The 26,198-nt window shown below is 70.5% G+C and carries 27 protein-coding genes and 1 pseudogene; 23 read left to right on the top strand and 5 right to left on the bottom strand.

What is annotated here, in order from left to right; all coding sequences use genetic code 11:
* Positions 1–106: 106 nt before the first annotated feature.
* Together acuI and greA are read left to right on the top strand one after the other, a co-directional pair.
* Positions 107–1,093 (top strand): acrylyl-CoA reductase (NADPH), encoded by a 987-nt coding sequence (gene acuI / locus AC0IY1_RS08795; RefSeq protein WP_471768963.1) that lies wholly within the window; start codon positions 107–109, stop codon positions 1,091–1,093.
* 42 nt (positions 1,094–1,135) lie between these two features.
* On the top strand, positions 1,136–1,597 hold the full coding sequence (greA, locus tag AC0IY1_RS08790; protein WP_471768961.1) for a transcription elongation factor GreA: 462 nt from the start codon (positions 1,136–1,138) through the stop codon (positions 1,595–1,597).
* Between the two features lie 199 nt (positions 1,598–1,796).
* On the opposite strand, the gene AC0IY1_RS08785 is transcribed toward greA, so the two are convergent.
* Positions 1,797–2,810: an L-threonylcarbamoyladenylate synthase gene (locus tag AC0IY1_RS08785; protein WP_471768959.1), complete on the bottom strand. Its 1,014-nt coding sequence runs from the start codon at positions 2,808–2,810 to the stop codon at positions 1,797–1,799.
* A 123-nt stretch (positions 2,811–2,933) separates the two neighbouring features.
* Between AC0IY1_RS08785 and AC0IY1_RS08780 the strand changes: the two genes are divergently transcribed.
* The 9 genes from AC0IY1_RS08780 to AC0IY1_RS08740 all read left to right on the top strand — a co-directional run bounded on the left by AC0IY1_RS08780 (position 2,934) and on the right by AC0IY1_RS08740 (position 11,483).
* Positions 2,934–4,697: an acyl-CoA dehydrogenase gene (locus AC0IY1_RS08780; protein ID WP_471768958.1), complete on the top strand. Its 1,764-nt coding sequence runs from the start codon at positions 2,934–2,936 to the stop codon at positions 4,695–4,697.
* Between the two features lie 60 nt (positions 4,698–4,757).
* Positions 4,758–5,516, top strand: coding sequence for an enoyl-CoA hydratase-related protein (locus AC0IY1_RS08775; protein ID WP_471768956.1), 759 nt, complete (start codon positions 4,758–4,760; stop codon positions 5,514–5,516).
* 53 nt (positions 5,517–5,569) lie between these two features.
* Complete coding sequence (locus AC0IY1_RS08770; protein ID WP_471768954.1) at positions 5,570–6,388, top strand: SDR family NAD(P)-dependent oxidoreductase; 819 nt, start codon at positions 5,570–5,572, stop codon at positions 6,386–6,388.
* 3 nt (positions 6,389–6,391) lie between these two features.
* A complete protein-coding gene (locus AC0IY1_RS08765) occupies positions 6,392–7,252 on the top strand; it encodes an SDR family oxidoreductase (RefSeq protein ID WP_055953166.1) in 861 nt (286 codons plus the stop codon).
* 10 nt (positions 7,253–7,262) lie between these two features.
* Entirely contained in the window at positions 7,263–8,267 is a 1,005-nt protein-coding gene (locus AC0IY1_RS08760; RefSeq protein ID WP_055953169.1) for a magnesium transporter CorA family protein, read from the top strand.
* A 93-nt stretch (positions 8,268–8,360) separates the two neighbouring features.
* Entirely contained in the window at positions 8,361–10,049 is a 1,689-nt protein-coding gene (locus AC0IY1_RS08755; RefSeq protein WP_471768952.1) for a methyl-accepting chemotaxis protein, read from the top strand.
* Between the two features lie 145 nt (positions 10,050–10,194).
* A complete protein-coding gene (locus AC0IY1_RS08750) occupies positions 10,195–10,959 on the top strand; it encodes an SOS response-associated peptidase (protein ID WP_471768950.1) in 765 nt (254 codons plus the stop codon).
* A 93-nt stretch (positions 10,960–11,052) separates the two neighbouring features.
* On the top strand, positions 11,053–11,256 hold the full coding sequence (locus AC0IY1_RS08745) for a hypothetical protein (protein WP_055953178.1): 204 nt from the start codon (positions 11,053–11,055) through the stop codon (positions 11,254–11,256).
* A gap of 11 nt (positions 11,257–11,267) precedes the next feature.
* Entirely contained in the window at positions 11,268–11,483 is a 216-nt protein-coding gene (locus tag AC0IY1_RS08740; protein ID WP_055953181.1) for an alkylphosphonate utilization protein, read from the top strand.
* A gap of 70 nt (positions 11,484–11,553) precedes the next feature.
* Here the strand turns inward: AC0IY1_RS08740 and AC0IY1_RS08735 are convergent, their stop codons facing one another.
* The gene (locus tag AC0IY1_RS08735; RefSeq protein WP_055953825.1) at positions 11,554–11,808 is read right to left on the bottom strand and encodes a hypothetical protein; all 255 of its coding nucleotides are present in this window, start codon (positions 11,806–11,808) and stop codon (positions 11,554–11,556) included.
* 348 nt (positions 11,809–12,156) lie between these two features.
* On the opposite strand from AC0IY1_RS08735, the gene AC0IY1_RS08730 reads away from it, so the two are divergent.
* The 7 genes from AC0IY1_RS08730 to trhA all read left to right on the top strand — a co-directional run bounded on the left by AC0IY1_RS08730 (position 12,157) and on the right by trhA (position 17,273).
* The gene (locus tag AC0IY1_RS08730) at positions 12,157–13,965 is read left to right on the top strand and encodes an adenine deaminase C-terminal domain-containing protein (RefSeq protein ID WP_471768948.1); all 1,809 of its coding nucleotides are present in this window, start codon (positions 12,157–12,159) and stop codon (positions 13,963–13,965) included.
* A 214-nt stretch (positions 13,966–14,179) separates the two neighbouring features.
* Positions 14,180–14,365 carry a hypothetical protein gene (locus AC0IY1_RS08725; RefSeq protein WP_103709243.1) on the top strand — a complete coding sequence of 62 codons (186 nt, stop codon included), beginning with the start codon at positions 14,180–14,182 and terminating at the stop codon, positions 14,363–14,365.
* The gene (locus AC0IY1_RS08720) at positions 14,362–14,643 is read left to right on the top strand and encodes a hypothetical protein (RefSeq protein ID WP_471769157.1); all 282 of its coding nucleotides are present in this window, start codon (positions 14,362–14,364) and stop codon (positions 14,641–14,643) included. The genes AC0IY1_RS08725 and AC0IY1_RS08720 overlap by 4 nt, the downstream gene beginning before the upstream one ends.
* 79 nt (positions 14,644–14,722) lie before the next feature.
* A complete protein-coding gene (locus AC0IY1_RS08715) occupies positions 14,723–14,875 on the top strand; it encodes a hypothetical protein (RefSeq protein ID WP_156375676.1) in 153 nt (50 codons plus the stop codon).
* Between the two features lie 55 nt (positions 14,876–14,930).
* On the top strand, positions 14,931–16,058 hold the full coding sequence (locus AC0IY1_RS08710) for a COX15/CtaA family protein (RefSeq protein WP_471768946.1): 1,128 nt from the start codon (positions 14,931–14,933) through the stop codon (positions 16,056–16,058).
* Between the two features lie 221 nt (positions 16,059–16,279).
* Positions 16,280–16,486, top strand: coding sequence for a hypothetical protein (locus AC0IY1_RS08705; protein WP_055953196.1), 207 nt, complete (start codon positions 16,280–16,282; stop codon positions 16,484–16,486).
* Between the two features lie 106 nt (positions 16,487–16,592).
* Entirely contained in the window at positions 16,593–17,273 is a 681-nt protein-coding gene (gene trhA / locus AC0IY1_RS08700; protein WP_103709241.1) for a PAQR family membrane homeostasis protein TrhA, read from the top strand.
* Between the two features lie 72 nt (positions 17,274–17,345).
* On the opposite strand, the gene AC0IY1_RS08695 is transcribed toward trhA, so the two are convergent.
* Entirely contained in the window at positions 17,346–18,215 is an 870-nt protein-coding gene (locus tag AC0IY1_RS08695; protein WP_055953202.1) for a glycoside hydrolase family 25 protein, read from the bottom strand.
* Positions 18,216–18,430: 215 nt separating this feature from the next.
* Here AC0IY1_RS08695 and AC0IY1_RS08690 point away from each other — a divergent pair, with 215 nt between their 5' ends.
* The 4 genes from AC0IY1_RS08690 to AC0IY1_RS08675 all read left to right on the top strand — a co-directional run bounded on the left by AC0IY1_RS08690 (position 18,431) and on the right by AC0IY1_RS08675 (position 20,686).
* Positions 18,431–18,862 carry a DUF488 domain-containing protein gene (locus tag AC0IY1_RS08690; RefSeq protein WP_471769155.1) on the top strand — a complete coding sequence of 144 codons (432 nt, stop codon included), beginning with the start codon at positions 18,431–18,433 and terminating at the stop codon, positions 18,860–18,862.
* Positions 18,863–18,958: 96 nt separating this feature from the next.
* Positions 18,959–19,693, top strand: coding sequence for an autoinducer binding domain-containing protein (locus tag AC0IY1_RS08685; RefSeq protein WP_055953205.1), 735 nt, complete (start codon positions 18,959–18,961; stop codon positions 19,691–19,693).
* 148 nt (positions 19,694–19,841) lie between these two features.
* Complete coding sequence (locus AC0IY1_RS08680; protein WP_055953208.1) at positions 19,842–20,465, top strand: acyl-homoserine-lactone synthase; 624 nt, start codon at positions 19,842–19,844, stop codon at positions 20,463–20,465.
* 23 nt (positions 20,466–20,488) lie between these two features.
* Positions 20,489–20,686 carry a hypothetical protein gene (locus tag AC0IY1_RS08675; RefSeq protein ID WP_055953211.1) on the top strand — a complete coding sequence of 66 codons (198 nt, stop codon included), beginning with the start codon at positions 20,489–20,491 and terminating at the stop codon, positions 20,684–20,686.
* Between the two features lie 29 nt (positions 20,687–20,715).
* Here the strand turns inward: AC0IY1_RS08675 and AC0IY1_RS08670 are convergent, their stop codons facing one another.
* On the bottom strand, positions 20,716–21,645 hold the full coding sequence (locus AC0IY1_RS08670; protein WP_055953830.1) for a histone deacetylase family protein: 930 nt from the start codon (positions 21,643–21,645) through the stop codon (positions 20,716–20,718).
* A 150-nt stretch (positions 21,646–21,795) separates the two neighbouring features.
* Here AC0IY1_RS08670 and AC0IY1_RS08665 point away from each other — a divergent pair, with 150 nt between their 5' ends.
* Positions 21,796–22,452: a L,D-transpeptidase gene (locus tag AC0IY1_RS08665; protein WP_471768942.1), complete on the top strand. Its 657-nt coding sequence runs from the start codon at positions 21,796–21,798 to the stop codon at positions 22,450–22,452.
* A gap of 226 nt (positions 22,453–22,678) precedes the next feature.
* Here the strand turns inward: AC0IY1_RS08665 and AC0IY1_RS08660 are convergent.
* Positions 22,679–25,951 (bottom strand): annotated as a pseudogene (locus tag AC0IY1_RS08660) (5'-nucleotidase C-terminal domain-containing protein); the annotation flags it as partial.
* Positions 25,952–26,198 lie beyond the last annotated feature (247 nt).

Raw genomic sequence — 26,198 nt, 5'->3', positions numbered from 1 at the left:
GCCCTTCGGCGCGGCTCCGTCTCCGGCCCCGGACGCCCGCCGCGTCCGGGGCCGCTTGATTCGGACCGTCCGTGCCACACCTCAGACCGGTCAGCGGAGGTATGCCATGGGTCAGTTCAAGGCTTGGGTCGTCGAGAAGACCGAGACGGGGCAATCGCTCACCTTCAAGGATTTCGACGACGCCGACCTGATGCCCGGCGACGTCACGGTCCGGATCACCCACTCCACGGTGAACTACAAGGACGGGCTGGCGATGACCGGCCAATCGCCGGTGGTGCGGCGCTTCCCCATGATCCCCGGCATCGATTTCGCCGGCATCGTCGAGAGCTCGGACCATCCCGACTACAAGATGGGCGACGCGGTGGTCCTCACCGGCTGGGGCGTCGGCGAGACCCATCTGGGGGCCTACGCGCAGCGCGCACGGGTCAAGGGCGACTGGCTCGTACCGCTCCCCAAGGGCCTGAGCGCCGCCCAGGCCATGGCGATCGGCACCGCCGGCTATACCGCGATGCTCTGCCTGATGGCGCTCGACCATCACGGCGTGGCCCCCGCCCAGGGGCCGGTTCTGGTCACCGGGGCCTCCGGCGGGGTCGGATCCGTGGCGGTAGCCGTGCTGGCGCGGGCCGGCTGGCACGTCATCGCCTCCACCGGTCGCGATGCGGAAGCCGACTACCTGCGCGGCCTCGGCGCCGCTGAAATTCTCGACCGCGCGGAACTGAGCCAGCCCGGCAAACCCCTGGCCAAGGAGCGCTGGGCGGCGGCCGTCGATGCCGTCGGATCGGTCACCCTCGCCAACGTTCTGGCGGGAACGAAGGCGGATGGCGCGGTCGCGGCCTGCGGACTGGCGCAGGGCATGGACCTGCCGACCTCGGTCGCTCCCTTCATCCTGCGCGGAGTCTCGTTGCTCGGCATCAACAGCGTGACGACGCCGCAACCCAAGCGCCGGGCGGCCTGGGACCGGCTCGCCCGGGAGCTCGATCACGACAAGCTTGCGGCGATGACCCAGACGGTGCCGCTACCCGGCGTCGATACGGTGGCGCAGGCGATCCTCGAAGGTCGGGTCCGCGGACGGACGGTGGTGGAGGTGGCCTGAGCTTTACGGAACGTCGGGCAGGAGCCGGACGTTTCGACCTCCATGAGCCAAGCATTCGTTCGCGAGCGTGAGGGTGAAGCGGTGTTCGAGGATCTTCCCGAACGCACGCTCTCGCCGCACCCGAATTTCGTCACCCCGGAGGGCCTGGCCCAGATCGAGGCTGAGGTCGCGCGCCTCCAGGCGGCGTTCTCGGCCCTGACGCCCGAGGCGCAGGCCGACGTCGCCCGGGTGAACCGCGACCTGGCTTACTGGACCGCGCGACGCAGCTCGGCGCAGCTGGTGGAGGCGGAACCGGGCGACGTGGTCCGCTTCGGCTCGACGGTGACGATCCTGGCCGAGGACGACAGCCGCCGAACCTACCGGATCGTGGGCGAAGACGAGTCCGATCCGGCCCAGGGCACGATCTCCTACGTCTCACCGATGGCGCGCGCGCTGACCGGCAAGGTCGTCGGCGACGTCGTCGAGGTGAACGGACACGAGAGCGAAATTCTGGAGATCGCCTGACCGGGGCTCCTGCATCCCCTGACAGCGATGTTCAGAACGCCTCGAGCACGATCAACGGCCACACGGGATGATCGAACAAGAAAACAGGCTCGGATTGCTCCGAGCCCGAGAAGGGAAAAGGCCATTGGGGGCTGAACTGGCCTTCGTACAGGATGAACACGCCCCCGGCAGCTTGGTTCCAACGGATCTCAGAAAAAATTTAGCGCGGCGCCGCGGCTCGCCGAAGCCGGTCGTTGATGGCTTCGCCCAGACCGCGCTCGGGAATGGATGCCACCGCGATCACCCGCGCTCCGACGCCGTCGAGTTGGCGCAGGGCGGAAAACAGGTGAGCCGCGGCTTCGGCGAGATCGCCCGCGGGACTGAGGTTGAGGCGCGCCCGCGCGGCATTCGCTCCCGGAAGGGTTTCCGGGCCGAACAGCAACACCGCCTCGTCCGATGAAGCGGAGATCGCCTCGAGGCGGACTTGCGCCCGAGGGGCGTAGTGGGACGCGAGCAGTCCGGGACCGACCGGATGGGCGGTGTCCCCGCTCTCCGGACCGGCCAGGGCGTAGCCGAGGCGCGCCTCCAGCGCTTCCCGCGTGAGACCGCCCGGCCGCAGCAGCCGGGGCGGCCCGCCGAGGCAGGCAATTACGCTGGATTCGACCCCGACCGGCGTCTCGCCGCCATCCAACACCGCGGCGATCCGGCCCTCGAGATCCGCCAGGACGTGGTCGGCGCTGGTCGGGCTGACGCGTCCCGAACGGTTGGCGGAGGGCGCGGCGACGGGCCGACCGACCCGCGCCAGCAGGGCCCGGGTCAGGGCGGGCGCCGGCACCCGCAGGGCGACGCTCGGCAGGCCGGCCCGCGCAAGGTCGCAGACGCGGCAGTCCGGGGCGGCCGGCACCACCAGGGTCAGGGGACCGGGCCAGAACGCTTCGGCGAGGCTGCGCGCCGCCTCATCGAAGACGCCCTCGGCGAAGGCCGACGCCGGGTCGGCGAGATGCGCGATCAGCGGGTTGAAGCGCGGCCGCTGCTTGGCGGCAAAGATTCGTGCCACCGCCACCGGATCGGTGGCATCGGCCCCGAGGCCGTAGACCGTCTCGGTGGGGAAGGCCACGACCTGCCCAGCTCGGAGCAGAGAGGCGGCCGCCGCGATCCCGTCGGCCGCCTCGGAAAGCCGGGCGGTCGTTATGGCCGGGATCGCATCGTCGGGGATTGACCAGAGATCGTTCATATCTAAACTATCTGCGCTGGCACCCCTTTGCCGGGGAGAGCCTTGGGCCTAGCGCCCGGCCGGGCCATGCGTCAAACACGGGGCGACACGCGTCGATTCAATCAAGGCGCGGGAGGAAGCATCATGACCTATCGCGCTCCGGTGGCTGACATGCTGTTCGCCCTGCGCCACGTGGCCGGGCTCGACGCAGCCCTGGCGGCCGGCCTGCATGGCGACCTCGCCGTCGACGACGCGGAAGCGGTCCTGGCCGAGGCCGGCAAGGTCGCCGAATCCGTCATCGCCCCCCTCAACCGGGTGGGCGACCGTCACGGCACGCCGCTCAGGGACGGTGCCATCACGACGCCGCCGGGCTGGCTCGAGGCCTACCAGACCTGGATCGCGGGCGGCTGGAACGGCCTCAGCGCCGACCCCGATCATGGTGGGCAGGGCCTGCCCCTCGTGCTCAACGCCGCCTGCAACGAGATGTGGAATGCGGCCAGCATCGCCTTCGGTCTCTGTCCGCTCCTCACGGCGGGCGGCATCGAGGCCCTGGCCCAGCACGGCTCGGCCGACCTCAAGACGCGCTACCTCGACAAGCTGGTCTCGGGGGAATGGACCGCGACCATGAACCTGACCGAGCCGCAGGCCGGCTCCGATCTGGCCCTCTTGCGCAGCCGCGCCGAGCCCCTCGGGGACGGCCGCTACGGCATCGTCGGCGCCAAGATCTACATCACCTACGGCGAGCACGACCTGACCGACAACATCGTCCACCTCGTGCTGGCCCGGCTCAAGGATGCGCCGGCCGGCACCCGCGGCATCTCGCTGTTCCTCGTCCCGAAGGTGTTGCCGGACGGCAGCCGCAACGACCTGCGTTGCTCCGGCATCGAGCACAAGCTCGGCATCCACGGCTCCCCCACCTGCTCCATGGCCTTCGGCGACGACGGTGGCGCCATCGGCTGGCTCATCGGTGAAGAGAATCGTGGCCTCGCCTGCATGTTCACGATGATGAACTCGGCCCGGCTCAATGTCGGCCTGCAGGGTGTCGGCATCGCGGAGCGCGCCTACCAGCAGGCGCTGGGCTATGCCCGCGACCGGCGCCAGGGCAAGGCCCCGGGCGCCCCCGAGACGAGCCCCATCCTCGCCCATGCGGACGTGCAGCGCATGCTGCTGACCATGAAGGCCTTCACCCAGGCCGCCCGCGGCATCTGCTACCTCACCGCCGCGGCCCTGGACGCAGCGGAGGGCCCGGAGGGGCAGGCGGCTCACGACCGCGCCTCCCTGCTGACCCCCGTCGCCAAGGCCTTCTCCACCGACATCGCCAACGAGGTGACCTCGCTGGGCGTCCAGGTGCATGGCGGCATGGGCTTCGTGGAGGAGACCGGCGCCGCGCAGCACATGCGCGACGCCCGCATCCTCGGCATCTACGAGGGCACCAACGGCATCCAGGCCATCGACCTCGTCGCGCGCAAGCTCCCGCTGAACGGGGGCGCCACGGTGCGGGCACAGATCGCCAGCCTGCGCCGGACCGCCGAGGGCTTCCTCAAGGATCCCGACCCGGCCTTCGGCAACATCGGCGCCCGGCTGCGGGCGGGGATCGCGAGCCTGGACCGGGCGACGAGCTTCCAGCTCAAGGTGCTGGCCTCGAACCGGCCCGAGGCGGCGCTGGCCGGGGCGACGCCCTACCTGCGCCTGTTCGGCCTCGTCCAGGGCGGCGCCTGCCTCGGCCGCCAGGCGCTCGCCGCCAACGCCGCACTGAAGACGGGGGAGACCGACCCGGCCCATGCCGGCCGGATCGCCCTGGCGCGCTTCTTCGCCGACAACCTGCTCACCGCGGCCGAGGGGCTCGAGGCGAGCATCCTCGCGGGCGGGCACTTCACCGAGGACGCCGCGCTCGCCCTGGCGAGCTGAGGAGGGCGGCCTGCGGAGAGGCCGCCGCGCAACGATCGACCATCATCGGGGGAGGGCACCATGAGCGAGCACATCGCCATCGCGGATACGGCCGACGGCGTCCGCCTCATCCGCATCGATCGGCCCGAGAAGAAGAACGCGCTGACGGGCGCCATGTACGATGCCCTGCGCGCCGCCCTGGCGGAGGCCGATGAGCAGGATGCGATCGGGGCCGTGGTGTTCGCCGGGGTGCCGGGCGCCTTCAGCGCCGGCAACGACCTCGCCGACTTCGTCGCGGGCGCGGGCAAGCCGTTCCGCGAGGCGCCGGCCCTGCAGTTCATCCGCCAGCTCGCCCGCACCCGCACGCCGATGATCGCGGCCGTGGACGGGATCGCGGTGGGGATCGGCACGACGCTGACCCTGCATTGCGACCTCGTCTATGCCAGCCCGGCCGCCCGCTTCCGCATGCCCTTCGTGGAACTCGGCCTCGTGCCGGAGGCGGCGTCGAGCTACCTGCTGCCGCGCCGGGTCGGGCTCCTGAAGGCCACCGAGATGCTGCTCCTCAGCCAAGGCTTCGACGCCGACGACGCGCTCGGCCTCGGCCTCGTCAACGCGGTGATGCCGGCTGGCCTGCTCCTCGATCATGCCCAGGCCCAGGGTGCGCGCCTCGCCGGGCTTCCGCGGGGGGCCGTGCAGGCGACGCGGGCGCTGATCCGCGGTGACCAGGCCGCCCTGGAAGCCGCCCTCGAGGCCGAGGCCGTCGCCTTCGAGGAGCGCCTGCGGGCGCCCGAAGCCCAGGCGGCCTTCGCGCGCTTTCTCGGCCGGGCCAAACCGGCGTGAGTGCGGGCCCGGTTCTCGCGCCGAACCCCGATCTGCGCGGAAAGATCTGTCTCGTGGCCGGAGCCTCGCGCGGGGTGGGGCGGGGGATCGCCCGGGGCCTGGGCGAGGCGGGCGGCACCGTCATCGTCACGGCCCGGTCCAGCGAGACGGGGCCGCGCACGGAGGGACGGCCGGAGGTCGTGGAGGATACGGCCCGCGCCGTCGATGCCGCCGGGGGCGAGGGCCACCACTATCTCTGCGACCACACCAGCGAGCGCGCGGTGGACGCGTTGGTCCACTGGATCCTGCGCCGGTTCGGGCGCATCGACGTCGCCGTCGCCAGCGTCTGGGGCGGCAACGAGGGCTATGACGGCGAGCGCTACGCCGACGGTGCCGCCTGGGGCACGCCGTTCTGGCGCCGCTCGGCCGAGCCGTTCTCGGAGTTCTTCGGGAGCGGCCCCTATCCGGCCCTGCTGCTCGCCCGCGCCATCGCCCCCGCGATGGTCTCGGCGAGATCCGGGCTCGTCGCCTTCGTCTCCTTCGACACCGCGCCGGGCTATCTCGGCGACATCTTCTACGACCTGACCAAGGCGGCCACGAACCGGCTCGCCTTCGCCTGCGCCCAGGAACTGGCGCCGCACGGCGTCACGGCGCTGGGGCTCTCGCCCGGCTTCGTGCGCACCGAGCGCGCCGTCGACATCGGCCACGCCGACCGGGCGACGGAGAGCCCGCTCTATGCCGGCCGGGCCCTCGCCGCCCTGGCCGCCGACCCCGCGGTCGCGGCCCGGGCCGGGCAGATCCTCCATGCGGGCGATCTTGCCGCCGCGTACGGCTTCACCGATGCGGACGGCACACAGCCGCCCCGGTTCCAGATCAACGCCGAGGAGACCTGAGACATGAGCGGATCGCTGAACGGTAAGACCCTGTTCATCACCGGGGCCTCCCGCGGAATCGGCCTCGCGATCGCCCTGCGGGCGGCCCGCGACGGCGCGAACATCGCCATCGCCGCCAAGACGGACACGCCGCATCCGAAGCTGGAGGGCACGATCCACACCGCCGCCGCCGCCGTCGAGGCGGCGGGCGGCCGGGCCCTGCCGCTCCTGGTGGATGTCCGCGACGAGGACAGCGTCGCCTCGGCGATCGCCCGCACGGCCGAGACCTTCGGCGGCATCGACATCGTGGTGAACAACGCCAGCGCGATCTCGCTGACCCGGACGCCCGAGACCGAGATGAAGCGCTTCGACCTGATGCACGGCATCAACACGCGCGGGACCTACATGGTCAGCAAGTACGCGATCCCGCATCTCGCCAAGGCCGAGAACCCGCACATCGTCATGCTCTCGCCGCCCCTCGACATGACCGAGCAGTGGTTCGCCCCGCACCTGGCCTATTCCATCGCCAAGTACGGCATGTCGCTCTGCGTGCTCGGGCTCGCCGGCGAGTTGCGGCGCCAGGGCATCGCGGTGAACGCCCTCTGGCCTCGCACCACCATCGCCACGGCGGCGGTGAAGAACCTGCTGGGCGGCGAGGCGCTGATGCAGGCGAGCCGCACGCCCGAGATCCTGGCCGATGCCGCCCACGCGCTGTTCTGCCTGCCCGCCCGGGCGGTGTCCGGCCGCTTCCTCATCGACGACAGCTTCCTGGCTGAGCAGGGTGTCACGGACTTTTCAAAATACCGCGTCACACCCGGCATCCCTCTTGCGCCGGACTTCTTCGTGCCGGATGCGAGCACACCGCCTCCCGGGGCCTTCGCCTGAGACATCCCGCGTGATCTTCATCCACCAGCCGGTCGCCGGCGCCGGGCAGACCCTGCTCGAGCGCCGTTCCCTCGAATTGCAGGAGCCGATCCCCGACGACACCGTCTGGCTCGACATGGTGCGGCCGAGCCGGGAGGAGGACCTAAAGGTCGAGGTCTTCATGGGCATCTCGGTGCCGACCCGCGAGGAGATGAAGGACATCGAGCCCTCCGAACTCCTCTACGTCGAGGACGGGGCGCGCTACATGACCGGCCGGGTGCTGAGCAAGGTCAGCGAGTCCGAGGAGCCGGGCCTCGCCGGCATCACCTTCATCCTGCGCGGCAACCGCCTCGTGACGGTGCGCTACGAGGAGCCCCAGGCCTTCCGGATGTATACCCAGCGGGCCGGCCGCTCCACGGGCAACGGCCCGTCGGCGGTGCCCTCGGGCGAGACCATCCTGGCCGGGTTGATCGAGACGGTGATCGACCGCGCGGCCGACGTGCTCCAGCTCCAGGGCGAGCGCATCGATCGCCTCTCCGGCAAGATCTTCGAGGAGAAGGAGGACCCGAGCGCCCGCAACACCGCCCTGCAGGACACCCTCCGGGCCCTGGGGCGCCACGGCGACCTCATCTCGAAGCAGCGCGAGAGCCTGGTCTCGATGGAGCGCATCCTGCTCTCCCTCTCGGCGACCTACCGCACCGCCAAGGCACCGCGCGAACTGCGCGAGGACGTCCGCTCCACCCTGCGCGACCTGCAGTCCCTGGAGGAGCACGCCACCTTCCTGTCCTCGAAGATCCAGTTCCTCCTCGACGCCACCCTCGGGCTGGTGAACCTGGAGCAGAACAACATCATCAAGCTGTTCTCGGTCATGGCGGTGGTCTTCATGCCGCCGACCCTCATCGCCTCGATCTACGGCATGAACTTCAAGGCCATGCCCGAACTGGATTGGGGGTTCGGATACCCGATGGCGGTCGTCATGATGGTCGTCGCGGCCGTGCTACCGTACGTTTTCTTCCGCTGGAAGCGCTGGCTGTAGCGAGTATTCGATGCAACCTGTTAAGGATGCTCATGCAATGTAACCGCGCTTGGCATGATCCGGAAGGCGGATGCATGCTCTTGGAGCGGTTCCATGACCTTGAAGACCATGACCATCCGCACTCGGTTGGTAGCCAGCTTCGCGATCATTACAGTTTTCATCGTTGCAATCGGCTGGCTCGGAATGTCCGGTGTCGGACGGATCAATGATCTACTGACCGCGGTCCAGACCAATTGGCTCCCGAGCGTGCAGGCGAGCGGTCGCATCGACGTCGCCCTGGCCCGTTACACCACGAGCCTGCTGCGCGTGACGCAGACCACGGATGCCGCCGACCAGGCCAAGATCGAAGCCGACATGACCAAGCGGCGGGAGCAGATCGGGGCCCTGTCGAAATCCTACGAGCGCCTGATCAGTTCGGACGCGGAGCGTGGCCATTTCCAGGTCTTCCAGCGGGAGGTGACCACCTTCTTCGGCATGGCCGACCGGATCGTCTCCACCGCGCACACGGCCCCGAAGGGCGAGGCCTACAAACTCTACCTCTCCGACGGCGTCGAGCCGCGGCGGCGGGCCTCCACCGCCCTGGAGAAGCTCATCGAGATCAACGACGCGGGTGCTGCGCAGGCCGAGGCGAAGGGCGTCGCCCTCACGGCCCGGACGCAAGCGATCGCTCTGGCGGCCCTCGCCCTGGCTGTCGTGCTCGCGGTCCTGCTGGCGACCCTGATCATCCGCAGCGTCACCCGCGGCATCGACTCGGTCGTGCGTCCCATGACGGCGCTCACCGCAGGCGATCTCGCCGTCACGGTCCCGCACCAGGGCACCGGCACCGAGATCGGCCGCATCGCCGACGCCGTCCAGGTCTTCAAGGAGAGCCTGGTCCGCATGAAGGCCCTGGAGGACGAGACCGCCTTGGCCCGGGCCGGGGCCGAGGCCCAGCGCCGACGGGCGATGCAGGAGATGGCCGACGGCTTCGAGCGTGCCGTGGGCGGTATCGTCGCCTCCGTGGGCAAGGCCGCGGGCGAGTTGCAGGCCACCGCCCAGGCCATGAGCGGCACCGCGAGCGAGACCGCCGGGCGTTCCATATCGGTGGCGGCCGCCGCCGAGGAGGCAGCCTCGAACGTCGAGACGGTGGCGGCGGCGGCCGAGGAGCTCGGCTCTTCCGTGCAGGAGATCGGCCGCCAGGTTCAGGGCTCGGCCGAGCTCGCCGGCGCCGCCGTGCGCGAGGCCGGCACGACCGCCGCCCTGGTGCAGGAACTCAGCGGCGCGACGGCGCGGATCGGCGACGTGGTCAAGCTGATCTCCGACATCGCAGGCCAGACCAACCTCCTGGCCCTCAACGCCACCATCGAGGCGGCCCGGGCCGGCGAGGCGGGGCGCGGCTTCGCCGTGGTGGCGACGGAGGTGAAGGAACTCGCCGGGCAGACGGCCCGGGCCACCGACGAGATCAGCACGCAGATCGCCCGGATCCAGGGCGCCACCGCCGAGAGCGTACATGCCATCGACGCCATCCGTGGACGGATCGACGAGATCAGCGCCGTGGCGACCACCATCGCGGCGGCCGTCGAGGAGCAGGGCGCGGCGACCCAGGAGATCGTCCGCAACGTCGCGCAGGCCTCTACCGGTACGGGCGAGGTCACGGCCAACATCGCAGGTGTGGCGGGGGCGGCCGAGGAGACCGGTGCCGCGGCGAGCCAGGTCCTCGCCTCCGCCTCGGCCCTCTCGCGCCAGTCCGACCATCTCGGCCAGGAGGTCGGCCGCTTCCTCGCGAGCGTCCGCGCCGCCTGAGACCGGCGTCACACCCCGGGGGATCCCTCTCCCGGGCGCCTCGACCTCAGGACCCCCGGCCGCCCGCCGAGCCGTCGACCCCGGCAGGCCCCTCGCGCCGCACGAGTCCCTTGCCCATCGGGTCGAATTTGCGGATCGTCCGCGGATGTGTGGACGCTTCTTCATCGCCCAGGCCCCGGAGATCTTCCGGGCCTTCTACGGCTATCCCGAGGTGCCGAACTTTCCGCCCCGGTACAACGTGGCACCGACGCAGCCGGTACCGGTGGTCTTGTCCGCGGGCGGCCGACGCCAGTTCCGGCTGGTGCGCTGGGGCTTCTGGCCGAGCTGGGTCAAGGACCCGAAGGACTTCCCCCTCGTCATCAACGCCCGGTCCGAAACCCTGCGGGAGAAGCCGACCTTCCGCGGCGCCCTGCGCCACCGCCGCTGCGTCTTCCTCGCCGACGGCTTCTACGAGTGGCGCCGGGAAGGAACGGGCAAGGCGGCAACGAAGACCCCCTTCATGATCCGCCGTGCCGACCGGGCGCCGATGGCACTCGCGGGCCTCTGGGAGGACTGGCTCGGCGCCGACGGCTCGGAGGTCGACACCGCCGCCATCGTCACCACCGATGCCAACGGCACCATGGCCGCCGTGCACGACCGCATGCCCGTGATCCTGGCGCCGGATCAGATCGGCCCCTGGCTCGACACACGCGGTACGGAGCCGGACGAGGCGATGAGGCTGTGTCGTCCCTGTGCCGACGACTGGCTCACCCTCGATCCCGTCAGCGCGCGGGTCAACAACGCCCGCATCGACGCGCCGGACCTGATCGAACCCCTGGCCCGACCGCAGGGGGGCGAGGCGGAGCGATCGGCGCCGCCCGCCGAGCAGCCGCGTTCCAGCGACGAGGATGCGCAGGGCGCCCTGTTCTGAGGACGGACCCCGCGGGACGACGGCGTCTTGCGTTCGGCTCCCAAAGGTCGCATCGCTCCCGCGGCCCTGCCGGGCCGTTCAGGGGAGCACAGCATGACGGCGGAAGAGATCGACCAGATGAACCGGGCGCGGGACAGCCTGGCCCGTCAGCGCGGTGCGCTCGCCCGCCGGATCGGCAGCAGCGAGGTCGCGGCCCCCTCGGCAGCCGAGGATCTCACCCGGATCCTCCTCGCGATCGAGGCCGTGGACCGGGCCCTGGTGGATGCCGGCCGGCCCTACATGCGTCCCGAGAACTGAGGGCGCGGACCATGGACGAGACCCGGGACGCGAACGGCACCAAGCTCGCCGAGGGCGATGCGGTGACGCTGATCAAGGACCTGAAGGTGAAGGGCACCTCGACGACCCTGAAACGCGGCACGCTGATCAAGAACATCCGCTTGACCGACGACCCGTCCGAGATCGAGTGCAACGCCGAGAAGGTGAAGGGCCTCGTGCTGCGGGCCGAATTCCTCAAGAAGGCCTGAGGCGGGTTGCCCAAGCCGGCCTGCGGCGGGGCCTCGCCGGCCCCGCGCCACAGGCCGGTGCGGCGCGGGCCTACTCGTCCGTGGCCGTGGAGACGCGGGCGGGCGAGCGGGTCAGGCTGCGGATCGCCCGCAGGGGCCGGCCGGACTTCTCCGAGATGGCACGGTCCTGATCCTCGATGAGCTGGCGGGCCGGCTCGTCGCCGTCGAGGCCGCCGAGGATCTCCATGGGGACGCGCCGGTTGGAGGCGCGGGACTCGTCGTCATAGACGACGTCGAACAGGACGGAGCCGCGCTCCTGCGGTTTCGACTTGGTACGCTTGGCCATGACGGGACGATGCTCGAACTGCAGGGGTGGGGAAGAGACGCCGACAGCCACGAATGGGCGGGGCAGGTGCGCGTACATCCGGCGTCACCCAGGCCCGGCCTCGTGGCCGTCTCCGATCGAGCGACGCGGGGTCGCGATCGGTGTGTCTCCTAGATGGTGCCACCGCTCCCGCTTGGCAACCCGTTTCACCGAGCCGCGGCGCCTGTTCGCCGAGCCGCGGCGCCTGTTCGCCGAGCCGCGGCGCCTGTCCGGCACGCACGCCGTCTGGCACGATGCGTGCGCCGCCGAGGCGGCTGGGCCGGCAGAGCGGCGCCGGTGCACGCCAAGTCCCAGGACCCGGGAGATCGCATGACCGACACGCGACCGCTGACGCGCTTCTCCGTCGAACCGTTGAGCCGGATGACGCGACACCTCTCCGCGGTGGCCTCGGGCCGGGCGGAGCCCGACCGTGTCCTCACCGGCGCCCGCCTGCTCTCGACCTACTCGGAGCGCATCCTGCCGGATCGCGAAGTCTGGATCGCCGGCGGGCGGATCGCGGCGGTGAAGCCGGCCGGAACCTACCGGGGCGGCGCGCCGCGGCGCGACCTCGGCGGGGGTCTCCTGGCCCCGGGCCTCGTCGACCCGCACCTGCACATCGAGAGCAGCATGGTCACGGCCTGTGCCTATGCCGAGGCCGCGCTCCTCAACGGCACCACCACGATCGTCTGCGACAGCCACGAGATCGGCAACGTCCTCGACACCGACGGCATCGCCTGGATGCTGGAGGATGCCCGCGCGGCGCCCCTGAACATCTACCTGACGGTGCCGAGCACCGTGCCGGCGACCTCGCCCGAGCTGGAGACCGCGGGCGGCGACCTCGATGCCGCCAAGATCGCCGGCCTGTTCGATGCCTGGCCGGAGGCGATCGGCCTCGGCGAGAAGATGGACTTCGTCGCGGTCTGCGAGGGCGATCCCCGCGCCCACGCCATCATCCGGGCCGCCCTGGAGCGCGGACGCCCGGTCTCGGGGCATATCTACGGGCGCGACTTCGTGGCGGCCTACGCCGCCAGCGGTGTCACCGATACCCATGAGGCGATCGATCGCGACATCGCCGACGACCTCCTGGAGGCCGGCGTCTGGATCTACCTGCGCGGCGGCCCGCCGACCACGCCCTGGCACAGCCTGCCGAAAGCCATCGGCACCATCCTGGACTACGGCGCCGCGGCCAAGAGGATCTGCGTCTGCACCGACGATCGCGACGCGCAGGACCTCCTCGCCTTCGGCCTCGACTGGGTCGTGCGCGAGGCGGTGCGCATGGGCATTCCGAAGGTCCAGGCCTGGTCGATGGGCTCGCTGCACCCCGCCACCCGCTACGGCCTCGACGGCGAGATCGGCGGCTTCGGCGGCGGGCGCCGGGCCGACCTCGTCCTCCTCGACGACGACCTCGTCCCCCAGTCCACCTGGTACGGCGGCGCGCTGGTGGTCGAGAACCGCCGGATCACGCCCCTGCTCGACGCCGCCCTGTCGCGTCCCTACCGCTATCCGGCACCGGCCTACGCCACCATGCACCTGCCCGATCCGCTGCCGGCCCTGATCCCGGACCTCCCGACGGGCCTTTGTCGGATCAACGCGATCCGCACCACGCTGCCGGGCATCGAGCTCACCCACGAGGTCGTCGACCTCGTGCCCGGGCCCGACTGGCCCGCGACGCTGGCGGCCAATGACCTCTGTTTCGTGACGGTGATCGAGCGCCACGGCCGCGCCGGCAACGTCGCCCACGGGCTGCTGCGGGCCTTCGGACTGAGGCGGGGCGCGGTGGCGAGCAGCGTCGGCCACGATTCGCACAACGTCATCGTCGCGGGTCTGAACGAGGCCGACATGCGCGTCGCCCTCGCTGCGCTCAGCGCGATCCAGGGCGGTGTCTGCGTGGTCGAGGACGGAGCCGTGGTCGCCCTGGTGCCGCTGCCGGTGGCGGGGCTGCTGTCGGACAAGCGCGTCACCGCCGTGGCCGAGGAGGTGCGGGTTCTGAAGGAGGCCTGGATGCGGGCGGGCTGCACCATCCCGTATATGGGCTTCAACCTGATCCCGCTCTCGGTGATCCCGGAGATCCGCATCACCGACAAGGGGCTCGTCCTGGTGCCGGGGATGCGCATCGTGCCGCTGTTCGAGGCGGCCTGACGCTTTTTTCCGACTCCGAGGACGGGAACCCCGGCGGGATCCGCCCGTTGTCAGGCAGGTCTCAACAGCCTCTCGATCCTCCCAAGCTTACACAGCCTGCATGCCGTGATCGGCGCGCGGGCTGTTTCTTTGTCCAGGGCTCACCCGATCCGGGGATCGCCCGGACGGCAGGGTGGACGGAAGGGGCGCCAGACCGCTCCTGGGAGTTGCTCCGATGCGTAGTCTTCTCACCCTCATCATCGTCGGCGCGGTCGCCTTCGTGCTCGTCGGCATGTACGTGGCTCCAGGCCAGCCCGACCTGCGGGCCTGGTACCTGCGCAATGCCTGCGAGCATCTCGACAAGGTGTCGCCGCAGATCTGCGCCCCGGCCCGCAAGGCCGAGAGCGGGGTGCCGACCTGAACGCGATCGACTGGTTCTTTCGCAACCGGCGAACCGGTGCGATCACCATCGGGCAATGGCCGAACGCCCCGCTGCTGATCTTCATCGGCTGCGCGGTGCTCGGGTGGCTCGACGGTCCCGGCGGCCGGATCGGCCCCTACCTCCGCGGGCTCGGTGCGGCAGCCCTGGCGTGGTGGGCCGTCGACGAGATCGTGCGCGGCGTGAATCCCTGGCGGCGCTGCCTCGGCGCGGGCGTCCTGGCCTTCCTGGTCTGGAAGCTGGCGCGCACCGCCCTCTGACGGCAGCGTTTCGTCTTGCCGAACCCCGTGCGTCACCTATTCTCGGTGTGGCGCGCGGCGCGCAGGAGGATTCGCAGGCATGTCGTTCTTCATCGGGATCGCGGGGCCCTGGATCGTCATCGCCGTGCTCGAGATGCTGTCGCTCAGCCGCCAGCGCGACCTGGATGCCGAGACCCTGGCCCCCGGCGGTGCGTCGTCGCTGAGCGTTGCCCACAGCGCCTACCTCGCTTAACCCGCATCCATCCGAGGCGCGCCGTCCGGCGCCCGTGCGGGATGCGAGGAACGACGTGGTGCGAGCAGGCGAACAGGCGACCGGCGTGTTTCCCGGACAGCGGGGCGTGCGGATCTGGCTCTACGTCCTGGCCGCCCTTGTCGTCGGTATGGTGGCCGTCGGCGGCGCCACGCGCCTCACCGGCTCCGGGCTCTCAATCACCGAGTGGCGGCCGGTCACCGGGGCGATCCCGCCCGTCTCGCCCGAGGCCTGGGCGGCGGAGTTCGAGAAATACCGCGATACGCCCCAGTACCGCATCCTGAACCAGGGCATGGGGCTGTCGGACTTCAAGGTCCTGTACGCCTGGGAATGGGGCCACCGCCTCCTGGGCCGCATCGTCGGCCTGGTCTTCTTCCTGCCGCTGCTCTGGTTCTGGTGGCGCGGCGCCCTGACCCGGCGCCTCGGCCTCGGCCTCCTCGGGCTCGGCGTCCTGGGCGGACTCCAGGGCGCGATCGGCTGGATCATGGTCGCCTCCGGCCTGCAGCCCGGCATGACGGCCGTGGCGCCCCTCAAGCTCGCCCTGCATCTCACCACCGCGAGCCTGATCCTGGCTGGCCTGGTCTGGCTCGCGGCCGGATTGCGGGCGCCGGACACCGCCGTCGAAGCCGATCCATCCCGCCTGCGCCGCACGGCCCTGGCCATCATGGCCCTCGTCGTCGTGCAGATCTTCCTCGGCGGCCTCGTGGCGGGCTCGAAGGCCGGCCTCCTCTACAACACCTGGCCGACCATGGACGGGCACCTCATCCCTCCGGTCGCGGACCTCTTCGCCGGAACGCCCTGGATCGAGAATTTCGTCGACAACCTCGCCCTGGTGCAGGTGAACCACCGCCTCACCGCCTATCTGCTCCTGGCGGTCGCCTTCGTTCATGCGTTCGATGCCCGCCGAACGCGCCCGGGCTCCGGCATGGCGCGCCGGGCGACCGGCATCGCCGCCCTCGTCCTCACCCAAGCCGTCCTCGGCATCACCACCCTGTTGCTGGCCGTACCCCTCTGGGCCGCGCTCGCCCATCAGGTCTTCGCCATGGCGGTGCTGACGATGGCGACCGTTCATGCCCGACGGGCGGCCCATTCCGACGTCGCGGCGCCCCTCGGGCGTCCGTCGACCCCCTTCGGCTACGAATCGCTCACAGGCAGGACGGCGTGATCGACACGGCGGCCTGATCGGGCGGAGCGCGCGACCGGCTCGGCGCCTCGCGCCAGTGCCCCATCCGCCGTCGCGGCCCGCCATGTGCGGATCACCACATCGCGACCGCACTGCAACGAACCACTCTGGTCCCCGCACGTTCGACCCCCGTCACGACGCGGCCGGAGGCCCGCGGCCTCCCCGTGTCTGGCGCCCCTGAACCGCGAGAGGACGACCCCTGCATGCAGGATACCGAGACCCGGCGCACGCCCGCATCCGAGCGGACCACCCCCGAGACCCGGATACCCCCCGCCGCCCGTCCGAACCCGACCCCTGCGACGCGCCGCCATGGCAAGCATGCCTGGCTGGCCCTCGGCCTGACGGGATTGCTCGGCGCCGTCTGGGCCGTCGCCATTGCCAACCGCTATCCGCACATCCTTCCGGGCTAGTCCTCGCCCGAAGAGATTCCTGTTGATGGCTCCAACTCGGTAGTTGTCGCTGGGAACGCGGCAACAGGTTGAAGCGTAGCCTCTACGCAAATACCGGAGGTCGGCGATGCTTTTAGCGGACGACGGACGCCCATCGGGAGTGACCTGGAACTATACCCGGAAAGAAATCCTGGCGGATGGCGCCGTGCACGTCGTGGGTGTCGCCCTCGGCGTCGCGGGTGCCATCGCCATCGTGGTGATCGCCGCGCTCTCGCCGCTCTCACTTCTCGAGCGCGCCGGCGTCACGATCTACGCGGCCGGCCTCGTCTCGATGCTCGGCGTCTCGGCCACCTACAACATGTGGCCGGTCTCGCGGCGCAAGTGGCTGCTGCGGCGGGCCGACCATGCCCTGATCTACCTGATGATCGCCGGCACCTACACGCCCCTGGTGGCCCTGGTCGGTGACGGTCTGCCGGCCTGGAGCCTGCTCGGCACGGTCTGGCTGGTGGCGGCGATCGGCATCGCCCTCAAGCTGCTTCTGCCCGGCCGCTACGATCGGGCGTCGATCGGGCTCTACCTCACCCTCGGCTGGAGCGGGGTCGTCGCCTACGACGCGGTGATCGGCCGGCTCAGCAGCGATGCGCTCTGGATGCTCGCGTTCGGCGGCATCCTCTACTCCCTCGGGGTGATCTTCCACGTCTGGCGCAGCCTGCCGTACCAGAATGCGATCTGGCACGCGTTCGTGCTCGCCGCCACGGCCTGTCACTATGGAACGGTGATGGCGACCGTGATGAACGCGGGCGCCTGACGGGCGCCCCGGTCCCGGGGCAGGGGCATCGCGCGTCGACGGGACACGACCGGCGCCCCTTGCCTCTGGGCCTCACTTGTCCGTGCAGAGGCCACGGTCGGCGAGGTTGCGGTGCTCGCGCGGATCGCAATCCGTCGACAGGAACGAGGCCCACTCGGCGGGGGTGCCGTAGAAGGCGTTGCGGTCCACGTCGCCGCGCACGCCCGGCACCCGCCCGGTGGAGGTGAACTGCCACAACATCCACTTGCGCTTGACGTAGCGCTGCTCCGGCTCGGCGGCCGTGGAGCGGACCCAGTGCGGGTAGTCCGGCAGTTCGTCCTCGAGGACGTCCTTGTGGAAGGTGATGTCGGTGTAGATGATCGGCCGCTTGCCGGTGTAGCGCTCCATCTCATCGAGCATGTAGCGGATCATCGACAGGGCCTGGGCCTTGGGCAGCTTCTTCGGGCAGAGCTGCGAATGGCCGTTCCACTCCACGTCGAGCACGGGGGGGAGGGCGGTCGGGTCGTTGGGGACGTTCTTCTTGAACCAGGCCATCTGGTCCTGCGGCGAGCGGCACCAGAACACGAAGTGATAGGCGCCCCGCGGCACGCCGGCCTGCGCGGCCCCGTCCCAGTTCGTGCGGAACCGCTCATCGACGTGGTCGCCCCCCTCGGTCGCCTTGATGAAGGCGAACTGGGTGCCGGCCGCGCGCACCGACATCCAATCGACGGGACCCTGCCACTTCGAGATGTCGATGCCCTGGACCGGGTGCTGCTTGGCCCGCGCAACGCCGGGATGGGGCTTGGCATCGCCCTTGGTCGGATAGAAATCCGTGGTGCCCGAGCAGGCCGCCAGGGCGGACAGCACGGCCACCGCCGCGCCGCGCCGCAATCCGGCGCGCCAAGCGGTCAGCGGCGCACGCTCGTTCTGACGTGCCGGGGCAGTCCCGTTCCACAGCCGCATCGTTGCCCGACCCACCAGCTTCTACGCGCTACCAATGGCTAAGGGATGGCCCGGGCGCGGTTAACAGACCTTTGACGGCAATGCGGCGGATTTCCGGAAGCCGTGTCGGGCGCGCCACATAGCCGGTGGACGTCCACCCTGGCCCCCACGGTCTCCACCCCCTAAGTGCAGGCCGTGCCTGCGGGTTTGGGACACAGGAGAGTGCCGTGAAGGTTCTGTTCACCATCGGGTACGAAGGCCTCGATTCCGAGCGCCTGATCGCCGCCCTGCGGGATGCGCAGGTGGGGACCCTGGCGGATGTCCGCGCCGTGGCGAATTCCCGCAAGCGCGGCTTTTCAAAGAATGCCCTGCGCATCAGCCTGGAGGACGCCGGCATCAGCTACGCCCATGCCCGCAGCCTCGGCACGCCGAAGGCCGGGCGCCAGGCGGCACGCGCCGACGACGCGGCCCTGATGCGGCGCATTTATTGCGAGGAGGTGCTCGACACCGCCGATGGCGGACTCGCCCTCGACGAACTCTGTACCCTGGCCGACCGCACGCCGATCTGCCTGCTCTGCTTCGAGCGTGAGCCGGCACGCTGCCATCGCCGCGTCCTCGCCGAGCGGATGCAGGCGCGGGGCTTCGCGACCGTGGACCTGTTCGGCTGAGACCGATCGCTCTCGCCACGCGCACACCACCGGCGCGTTGACAATCTAGAGTTATCCGGTTTTCACTTGCGGTGGGGTGACGATGTCGGATTTGCGATGACGCGCAAGGCGCTGGACCAGACGTTGGGCTTCCTTCGGGCGCTCGACCGGACCGCGAGCACCGACGATGTGGGTCGGCTGCTGGTCACGGAATTCGCGGCCCACGGCGTGTCCCATGCCATGGCGGGGACCATTCCCCGGAAGGGGACGCCGGCGCGGCAGCAGCACGGGCACATCCTCGTCAACACCTTCCCGGAGGAATGGGGCCGGCGCTACCTAACGCGCGGCTACGCCTTCCACGATCCCACGGTCCGCCACCTGGTCGACAGCACGGCGCCCTTCGCCTGGAGCGAGCTGGGCGAGCGGTTCCGCGACGATGCCGGCGCCCGCCGCGTGATGGCGGAGGCGGGCGAATTTCGCCTGCGCGACGGGATCACGGTCCCGCTGATGACCCTCGACGGCGATATGGCCGGGTTCAGCCTCTCGGGCGAGCGCCTCGGGCTGAATCCCGGCGATCGCCCGATGCTCCACCTGATCGCCACCTACGCCTTCGGCCACCTGCTGCGCCTGCGCGGCCCGGCCGGCGCGGCGCGGGCCGCCAAGCTCGCGCCGCGGGAGCGCGAGGCCCTGCAATGGGCGGCGGAGGGCAAGACCGACTGGGAGATCGGCGAGGTCATGGGCATCTCGACCCACGGGGTGGACTTCCACCTGCGCTCGGCCCGGACGAAGCTCGGCACGACCAACCGGACCCAGGCGGTCGCGGTGGCGTTGCGGCGCGGGCTGATCACCTGACACGGCCCCTTCGGGGCACCATCGCGACGAGCCACGCACGGTCCGCCGGCGCCGATCCCGCACGCCGCACCGCATCCACCTACGGGTTCCCGTAGGTTTGTGACTGTCACGCTCATGTCAGAAGCGACCTCGGAACGGAGGTTTCGACATGATCCAGATCGTGACACCCGCGAATGAATACTGCTTCCGCGAAGAAATGGAACAGGTCTGGCGCCTGAGGCACGAGATCTTCGTGGAGGAAAAGCGCTGGCTCGACCTCGCTCGTCCCGATGGGCGCGAGATCGACCAGTTCGACACGGCCCACGCGATGCACTTCCTCGCCATCGAGGCGGGGCGGGTCATCGGCTACAGCCGGCTCCTGCCGACGACCCGGCCGCACCTCCTCTCGGACGTGCTGCCGCAGCTCTGCGAGGGGGCGCTGCCCCGCGGCCACGACACCTGGGAATGGACGCGCCAGGCCGTCGCCCGGTCCCATCGCGGACGCGGCAAGGCGGTCAATCCGGTCTCGCTCGCCCTGCTCTCGGGCATCGTCGAGTGGGGCCTCGCCAACGGCGTACGCCAGCTCGTGCTGCAGATGCCGACCCTCTACCTGCTGCACGTGGTGCAGCTCCACTTCCGGGCCCGACCGCTGGGCCTGCCGCAATCGATCAGCGGCGAGGACATCATCGCGGCCACCGCGGAGTTCGACGACCGGACCCTCGCGCGCCTGCGCACCCTCACGGGGCGCACGGACTCCGTGCTCGCCCCGACCTACCCCTACCTCGCCGCCTGACGCGCGGCCGCAAAGGACCTGCCATGCTCACCCTGATCCCGCCGCCGAAGGGCGAAGCCCTCGACGTGCTCGCCGCCCATTGCATCGCGGCACGCGCCGTCATCGAGGAGACCGGGACGCCGGTGATGCGGCGGCTGATCGACCTTCTGCTGTTCGAGATCGCCGTCGCCATGGCGGATCCGTCGGACAATCCGGCCCTCACCCTGGAGCCGGTCGCCTGACAGCGAACGGGTGGACGAGCGCCGGGAGTTCAGCGCCCCATCAGGGCATCCACGTGGGCGGCGACGGAGAGGCCGAGCCCCTTGAGGCTGTAGCCGCCCTCCAGCACCGAGACGACGCGCCCGCCGGCGTGGCGATGGGCCAGCTCCATCAGGCGGCGGGTCGCCCAGCCGAAATCCGCTTCGGTGAGTTCGACATGGCCGAGCGGATCGAGGTGATGGGCATCGAAGCCGGCCGAGATGATGATGAGGTCGGGGGCAAAGGCGTCGAGACGGCGCAGGATGCCGGCCTCGAAGGCCTCGCGAAAGACGGGGCCGTCGTCGCCCGCCCGCAGGGGCACGTTGACGATGGTGTCGTGGTTGCCCCGCTCCGACGTCGTGCCGGTGCCCGGAAACAGCGGCATCTCGTGGGTGGAGGCGTACATCACCGCGCGGTCGTCCCAGAAGATGTCCTGCGTGCCGTTGCCGTGGTGGACGTCCCAATCGACGATCGCCACCCGGCTCGCCCCGTGGGCTTCGCGGGCGTGGCGCGCCGCGATGGCGGCGTTGTTGAAGACGCAGAACCCCATCGCGGTCATGCGCTCGGCATGATGGCCCGGAGGCCGCATGGCCACGAAGGCATTGGCGCACTCGCCCGCCATCACGGCATCGACCGCGTGCACGGCGCCGCCGACCCCGCGCAGCGCCGCCTCGATGGTTCCGGGGGAGAGCAGGGTGTCGCCGTCGATCTGGACGTAGCCGTCCGTCGGAGACGCCTCGATGAGCGCCTGCACGTAGGGTACGGGATGGACCAGGGTGGGCACCGAGGGTTCGGCCTTCGGGGCCTGGCCCCGGAGAAGACCGGCGAAGCGCTCGTCCTCGAGGGCCCGCTCCACCGCCCGGATCCGGTCGGCGCGTTCGGGATGTCCCTCCGGCATCGCGTGATCCAGGGCGGACGGGTGGCTCACGTACAGCGTCGTCACGATCATCCCCTTGCGGCCGCCGACCTGTCGCTTCGATACAACAGATGATGCCAATGTATCACATCTTGCGCGTGATCACGTTGCCGGGATGCGCGCTCGGCTCGGGTTGTGCAAGACCTGTCTGAACACGAATCGATCAGACCGCGCCCGATGACGGGCGGGTCGAGACAGGCCCTGACCCATGCGCCCGCCCTCCTGCTCCTGATCGGCGCGTTGCTGCCGCTCGGCGCCTGCAACACCCAGACCAATTCCGGGGCGACGGGACCGGCGACCGGACCGCTCGCCGCCGCTCCCCTGGCCGGTCCGGAGCGCGACAAGGCCTGGATGAAGCTCGCGCCCACCGCCCCCGTCGATCCGAAGATCGCCCGCGCCAGCGTCGACTACCCGACGCGGGAAGCGCCCGGAACCGTCATCGTGGTCACCAAGGAGCGGCGGCTCTACTACGTGCTGCCCGACGGCAAGGCCGTGCGCTATCCCGTGGCCGTCGGCCATGCCGGCATGGCCTGGGCCGGGACGGCCGAGGTCGATCGCAAGGGCGAATGGCCGGACTGGAACCCGCCGCCGGAGATGCTGGCCCGCCGGCCCGACCTGCCGAAGCGCCTGGAGGGCGGCCCCACCAGCCCGATCGGCGCCCGCGCGCTGTATCTCGCGGAGGGCAAGAAGGACACGCTGTTCCGCATCCACGGCACCAACGAGCCGGAGAAGATCGGCCAAGCGGTGTCCTCGGGCTGTATCCGCATGCTCAACGACGACGTGGTCGACCTCTACGACCGGGTGCCGATCGGCGCGAAGGTGGTGGTGCGCTGACACCCCGCAGGGGCATGCCGCGCGCCGGTCTCAGGCGACGACGCGTGCCGCTCGCCCGGCCACAGGCCGATGCGAACCCGGACCGGGTACGCGACCGAGCCGGGGCGGGGAGGATGCCGGCCCGTCCGGCCTTCCCCGCCTGAGGCCTCGTTCCCGAGCGATCCACGCCGCGGCCGAGGCCCGGCCGCAGCGCCTGTCGATGGGCCCCTCCGGGCGGACCCGCGCGTCAGCCGAAATGGCCGTCGTCCACGACCACGCGGTTCTCCACCAAGCCGAACTGGAGGAAGTGCTGCATCGGGTCGATGCCATCCCGGGCGACGTCCGCGTAGGCCTTGAGGTACGCCTTGGTGTCGAAGTCGGCGGCCGGGTCGCGGCCTTCCTTCCACCCGAAGGTCTCGTAATGGACGAGCGGGTTCATGCCCGAGCGGGCCACGTCGCCGTAGGCGGCCAGGTAGCCCTTGGTGTCGAAGATCGCGTTGGGGTCGCGCCCCTCCGTCCAGCCCGACGCCGCGAAGTGCTGGCGGGCGAACGCGAAGGCGTCCCCGCCCGCCGCCGACGCCGCGGCGGCCACGTCCGCGTTGGCCAGGAGGTAGTATTCCGGGTCGAAGCCGCCCTGGATGTCGGTGGGCCGGCCCACCGCCGCGAAGGTGGTGCGGCCTTCCGCCTGACCGAATTCGAGGTAGTGCGCCAGCGGGTTGACGCCGGCCGCCTTCACGTCGGGATTGCGGGCGAGATAGGCCTCGTCGTCGAAGGACACGCCCGGGTCGCGGCCCTGCTTCCAGCCGGCCTCGGCGTATTGCGTCAGCGGGTTGGTGCCGGCGGCGGCCACGTCCGGGTTGGCGGCGCGGTAGCCCTTCGTCGAGAAGACGGCATTCGGGTCGCGACCCTCCTGGGCTCCGAACTGGGCATAGTGGTCGTCAGCGTCCATGCCGGACGCCAGCACGTCCTTGTACCGGGCGAGGTAGTAGAGGTCGTTCACCAGGGGATTGCCGTCGTTCAGGACGATGGTCGTGTCCGAGAACAGGATGCGCTCGAAGCCGCCGATCGTGTCGCGGCCCTCCGGTCCGGTGACGAGGGTGACGGCCCCGTCCTGCGTCACCTGCGCGTCGGCGAGGCGCGACTGGAAGATCAGGGTGTCGTTGCCAACCGCGCCGGCCTTGCGGCCGCCCATCAGGATGTCGTCGCCGAGGCTGTTGAACACGGTGTCGTCGCCGGCCCCGCCCTGCAGCACGTCCCCGAAGGGCGTGCCCTGGAGGATGTCGGCACCGTCCGTGCCGGTCTTCACGACCCCGCGCTGGAACACCGTGTCGGCCCGGGCGGAGAGGTTCTGGATGCGCAGGTCGCCGGCCGGTCCGGTATCGGCGGTGCCGTAGGGCGTGACGGCGTGGAAGGCCTTGAGGTACTCGGCCAGGGCATCCTGCTCGGAGCCCTTGACCGCGAAGGTCTCGGTGTCGGGCAGGGAGACCGCGGCGGCGTCGCGCAGGGCGACCTTGTTCTCGCCGTAGGCCGGGAAGGGGTAGTTGTCGCCGCCGAGGCCTGGCGCCGAGGCGGTGCCGGTGGCGAGGAAGTCGAGGGTCACGACCTTGATGGCGCGGCCGGCATCGCCCACGATCTGGCCGTTCTGCACCAGGGTGTCGAGGATGCGGCCATTCTCGTCGATGATCGCCGCATTGACGATGCGCTGGCCCTCGCGGGTGACCGCGCCGTTCACGTCGAGGGTCTGGGCCTGCTTCGTGGCGTCGAAGCTGTAGGAGATGCCGCCGACCTGGGCGAACTGGCCCGGGGTCGCTCCCGGCGCCACCGCGGCGACGCCGTGCTCAAGGATGCGCTCCAGCTCGGCGGCCGTCACGGTGGTGATCGCCAGGTTGTTGTTGAAGCGCAGGGAGTTGGTGACGTCGAGCTGCGAGATGTCGCCGGCCTGCTTGCCCGCGGAGGGATTGGCCGCCGGGGGCAGCTCGGCGGTGGTGCCGCCCGTGGTCGAGAAGGAGCCGATCGAGTCGCGGATGCCGCCCCCGTTCTTGATCGAGACGGTGACGCCGGCATCGAACTGCCGGGCGTACCAGAGGTTCGCATCCGACGAGAGGTCGCCGAGATTGGTCTCCTCGGTGCGGACCTCGCCGCGCCGCCCCTCCAGGTACACGCTGGTGCGGCCGAGGATGTTGCCGTCCTGCTGGCGGATCACGTCGGCGATGCCGGCGGTCTCCTGGACGCCGTCGTTGTCGGCGTCGAGGCCCTCGATCACCTCACGGACGAGGAAGCCCTTGCTGCCGGGCGTGAAGGCGGCGGCCGTCGAGCCGTAGAGTCCCGCCACGGTCGTGTCGTCCACTGCTACCGCGCCGCTGGTGGCCGGGTTCACCGAGTCACGGATGATGTTGCCCCGGTCGTCGAAGGTGACGGTGAGACGGCCCACGTAGGAATACTCGGAGGCGGTGTTCACCAGGGCGAGGGTCTGGCCGCTGGCATTGGTGTAGAACTGCGGGTAGCCGCCGCCGGCCGTATCGCCGGGTAGCAGGCGGTCGCCGCTATCGGCGAGCAGGGTGTGCGAGCCGCCGCCGATGAGCACGTCGACGTTGCGCAGGAGCGGCGCCAGGGCCTGCTCGTTGGCGAGTTGCTGCAGGTGGGTCCCGACGATGACCTTGTTCACGTCCGGGTTGGCGGCGAGCACCCGGTCGATCTCGGCGTTGATCTGGCTTGCCAGCAGGGCGATGTTGTCCTGGCCGTTGAAGCCGTCCAGCGTGACGTTGCCGAGGGTCGTCAGCAGCGGCTCGAGCTGGGTGGTGGCGCCCACGAAGGCGATCTTCTCGCCGTTCTCCACGAGGATCGTGGATTTGGCGATCTTGTCCGCCCCGGTGCCGGTCTGGGTCGAGGTCGGCCCCGTCTGCGCGAAGGTGGCGTTCACGACGTTCGGGTTGACGAGGCCCGCGAGCGCGGCCTCGCGCGAGAAGGTCAGGTTGGTCGAGAGGTAGGGGAACTGGGCGCCGACCCAGGTATCGTCGGCACTGCCCGCCGCCGTGCCGAGATTGGCGCCGATGATGTTGGCGACCTCGGTCGGGCCGGAATCGAACTCGTGGTTGCCGAACACCGCCGCCTGGACGCCGATGATGTTCTGGATGGTGACGTCGGCCCGGCCGACCGAGGCCGCGAGCTTGGTGTAGGCGGCCGCGCCGGTGAGACCGTAGACCTGGTTGTAGACGCCGTTGTAGGTGGCGGCGAGCTGCGGATCGGCACCCGCGATGAAGAACGGGCTCGGGATCCAGCCGTCGCCGGTGGAGAGCATGATCGAGTTCGGCGTTGCGTCCTCGAGCTTGTCCACGATGGCGGCGAAGTTCGCCGCGCGCTGCGTGGCGAGCAGGCCGGCCTCCCAGTCGGAGGCGTGCAGGATCTGGAGCGTGTAGGTCATGGCCGGCGGGGTCTCCGTCGTGGAATCGGGCTGGTCCTGGGGGATGCCGTCCGGCCGGGGCGTGGGCCGACGCGGAGCGGGTCGCAATCCGGCGCGGGGGCCGGGGAACCGTTCGCGAAGGCCGGCGGCGTCGGATGCATGCGGGCGCTCTGCGGAGAGGGAAGCGCCGGGAACCGACGCCCTGTTCGCGAGCCCGCATGACCCGTCGGCAACACGGTCGACGCTCCGCCCTCCTGCCGCTGGACAGCATCGGACGACAAACCGCTCGACCGCATCGGGACAGTTCAGGCTCGGGCAGCCCATAGATCCGCCCCATGACAGGGCGATGAAACACAGCGATCCATCG

The sequence above is a fragment of the Methylobacterium sp. AC690 genome (genome assembly GCF_979256535.1).
This window is presented reverse-complemented; position numbering and strand designations above follow the sequence as displayed.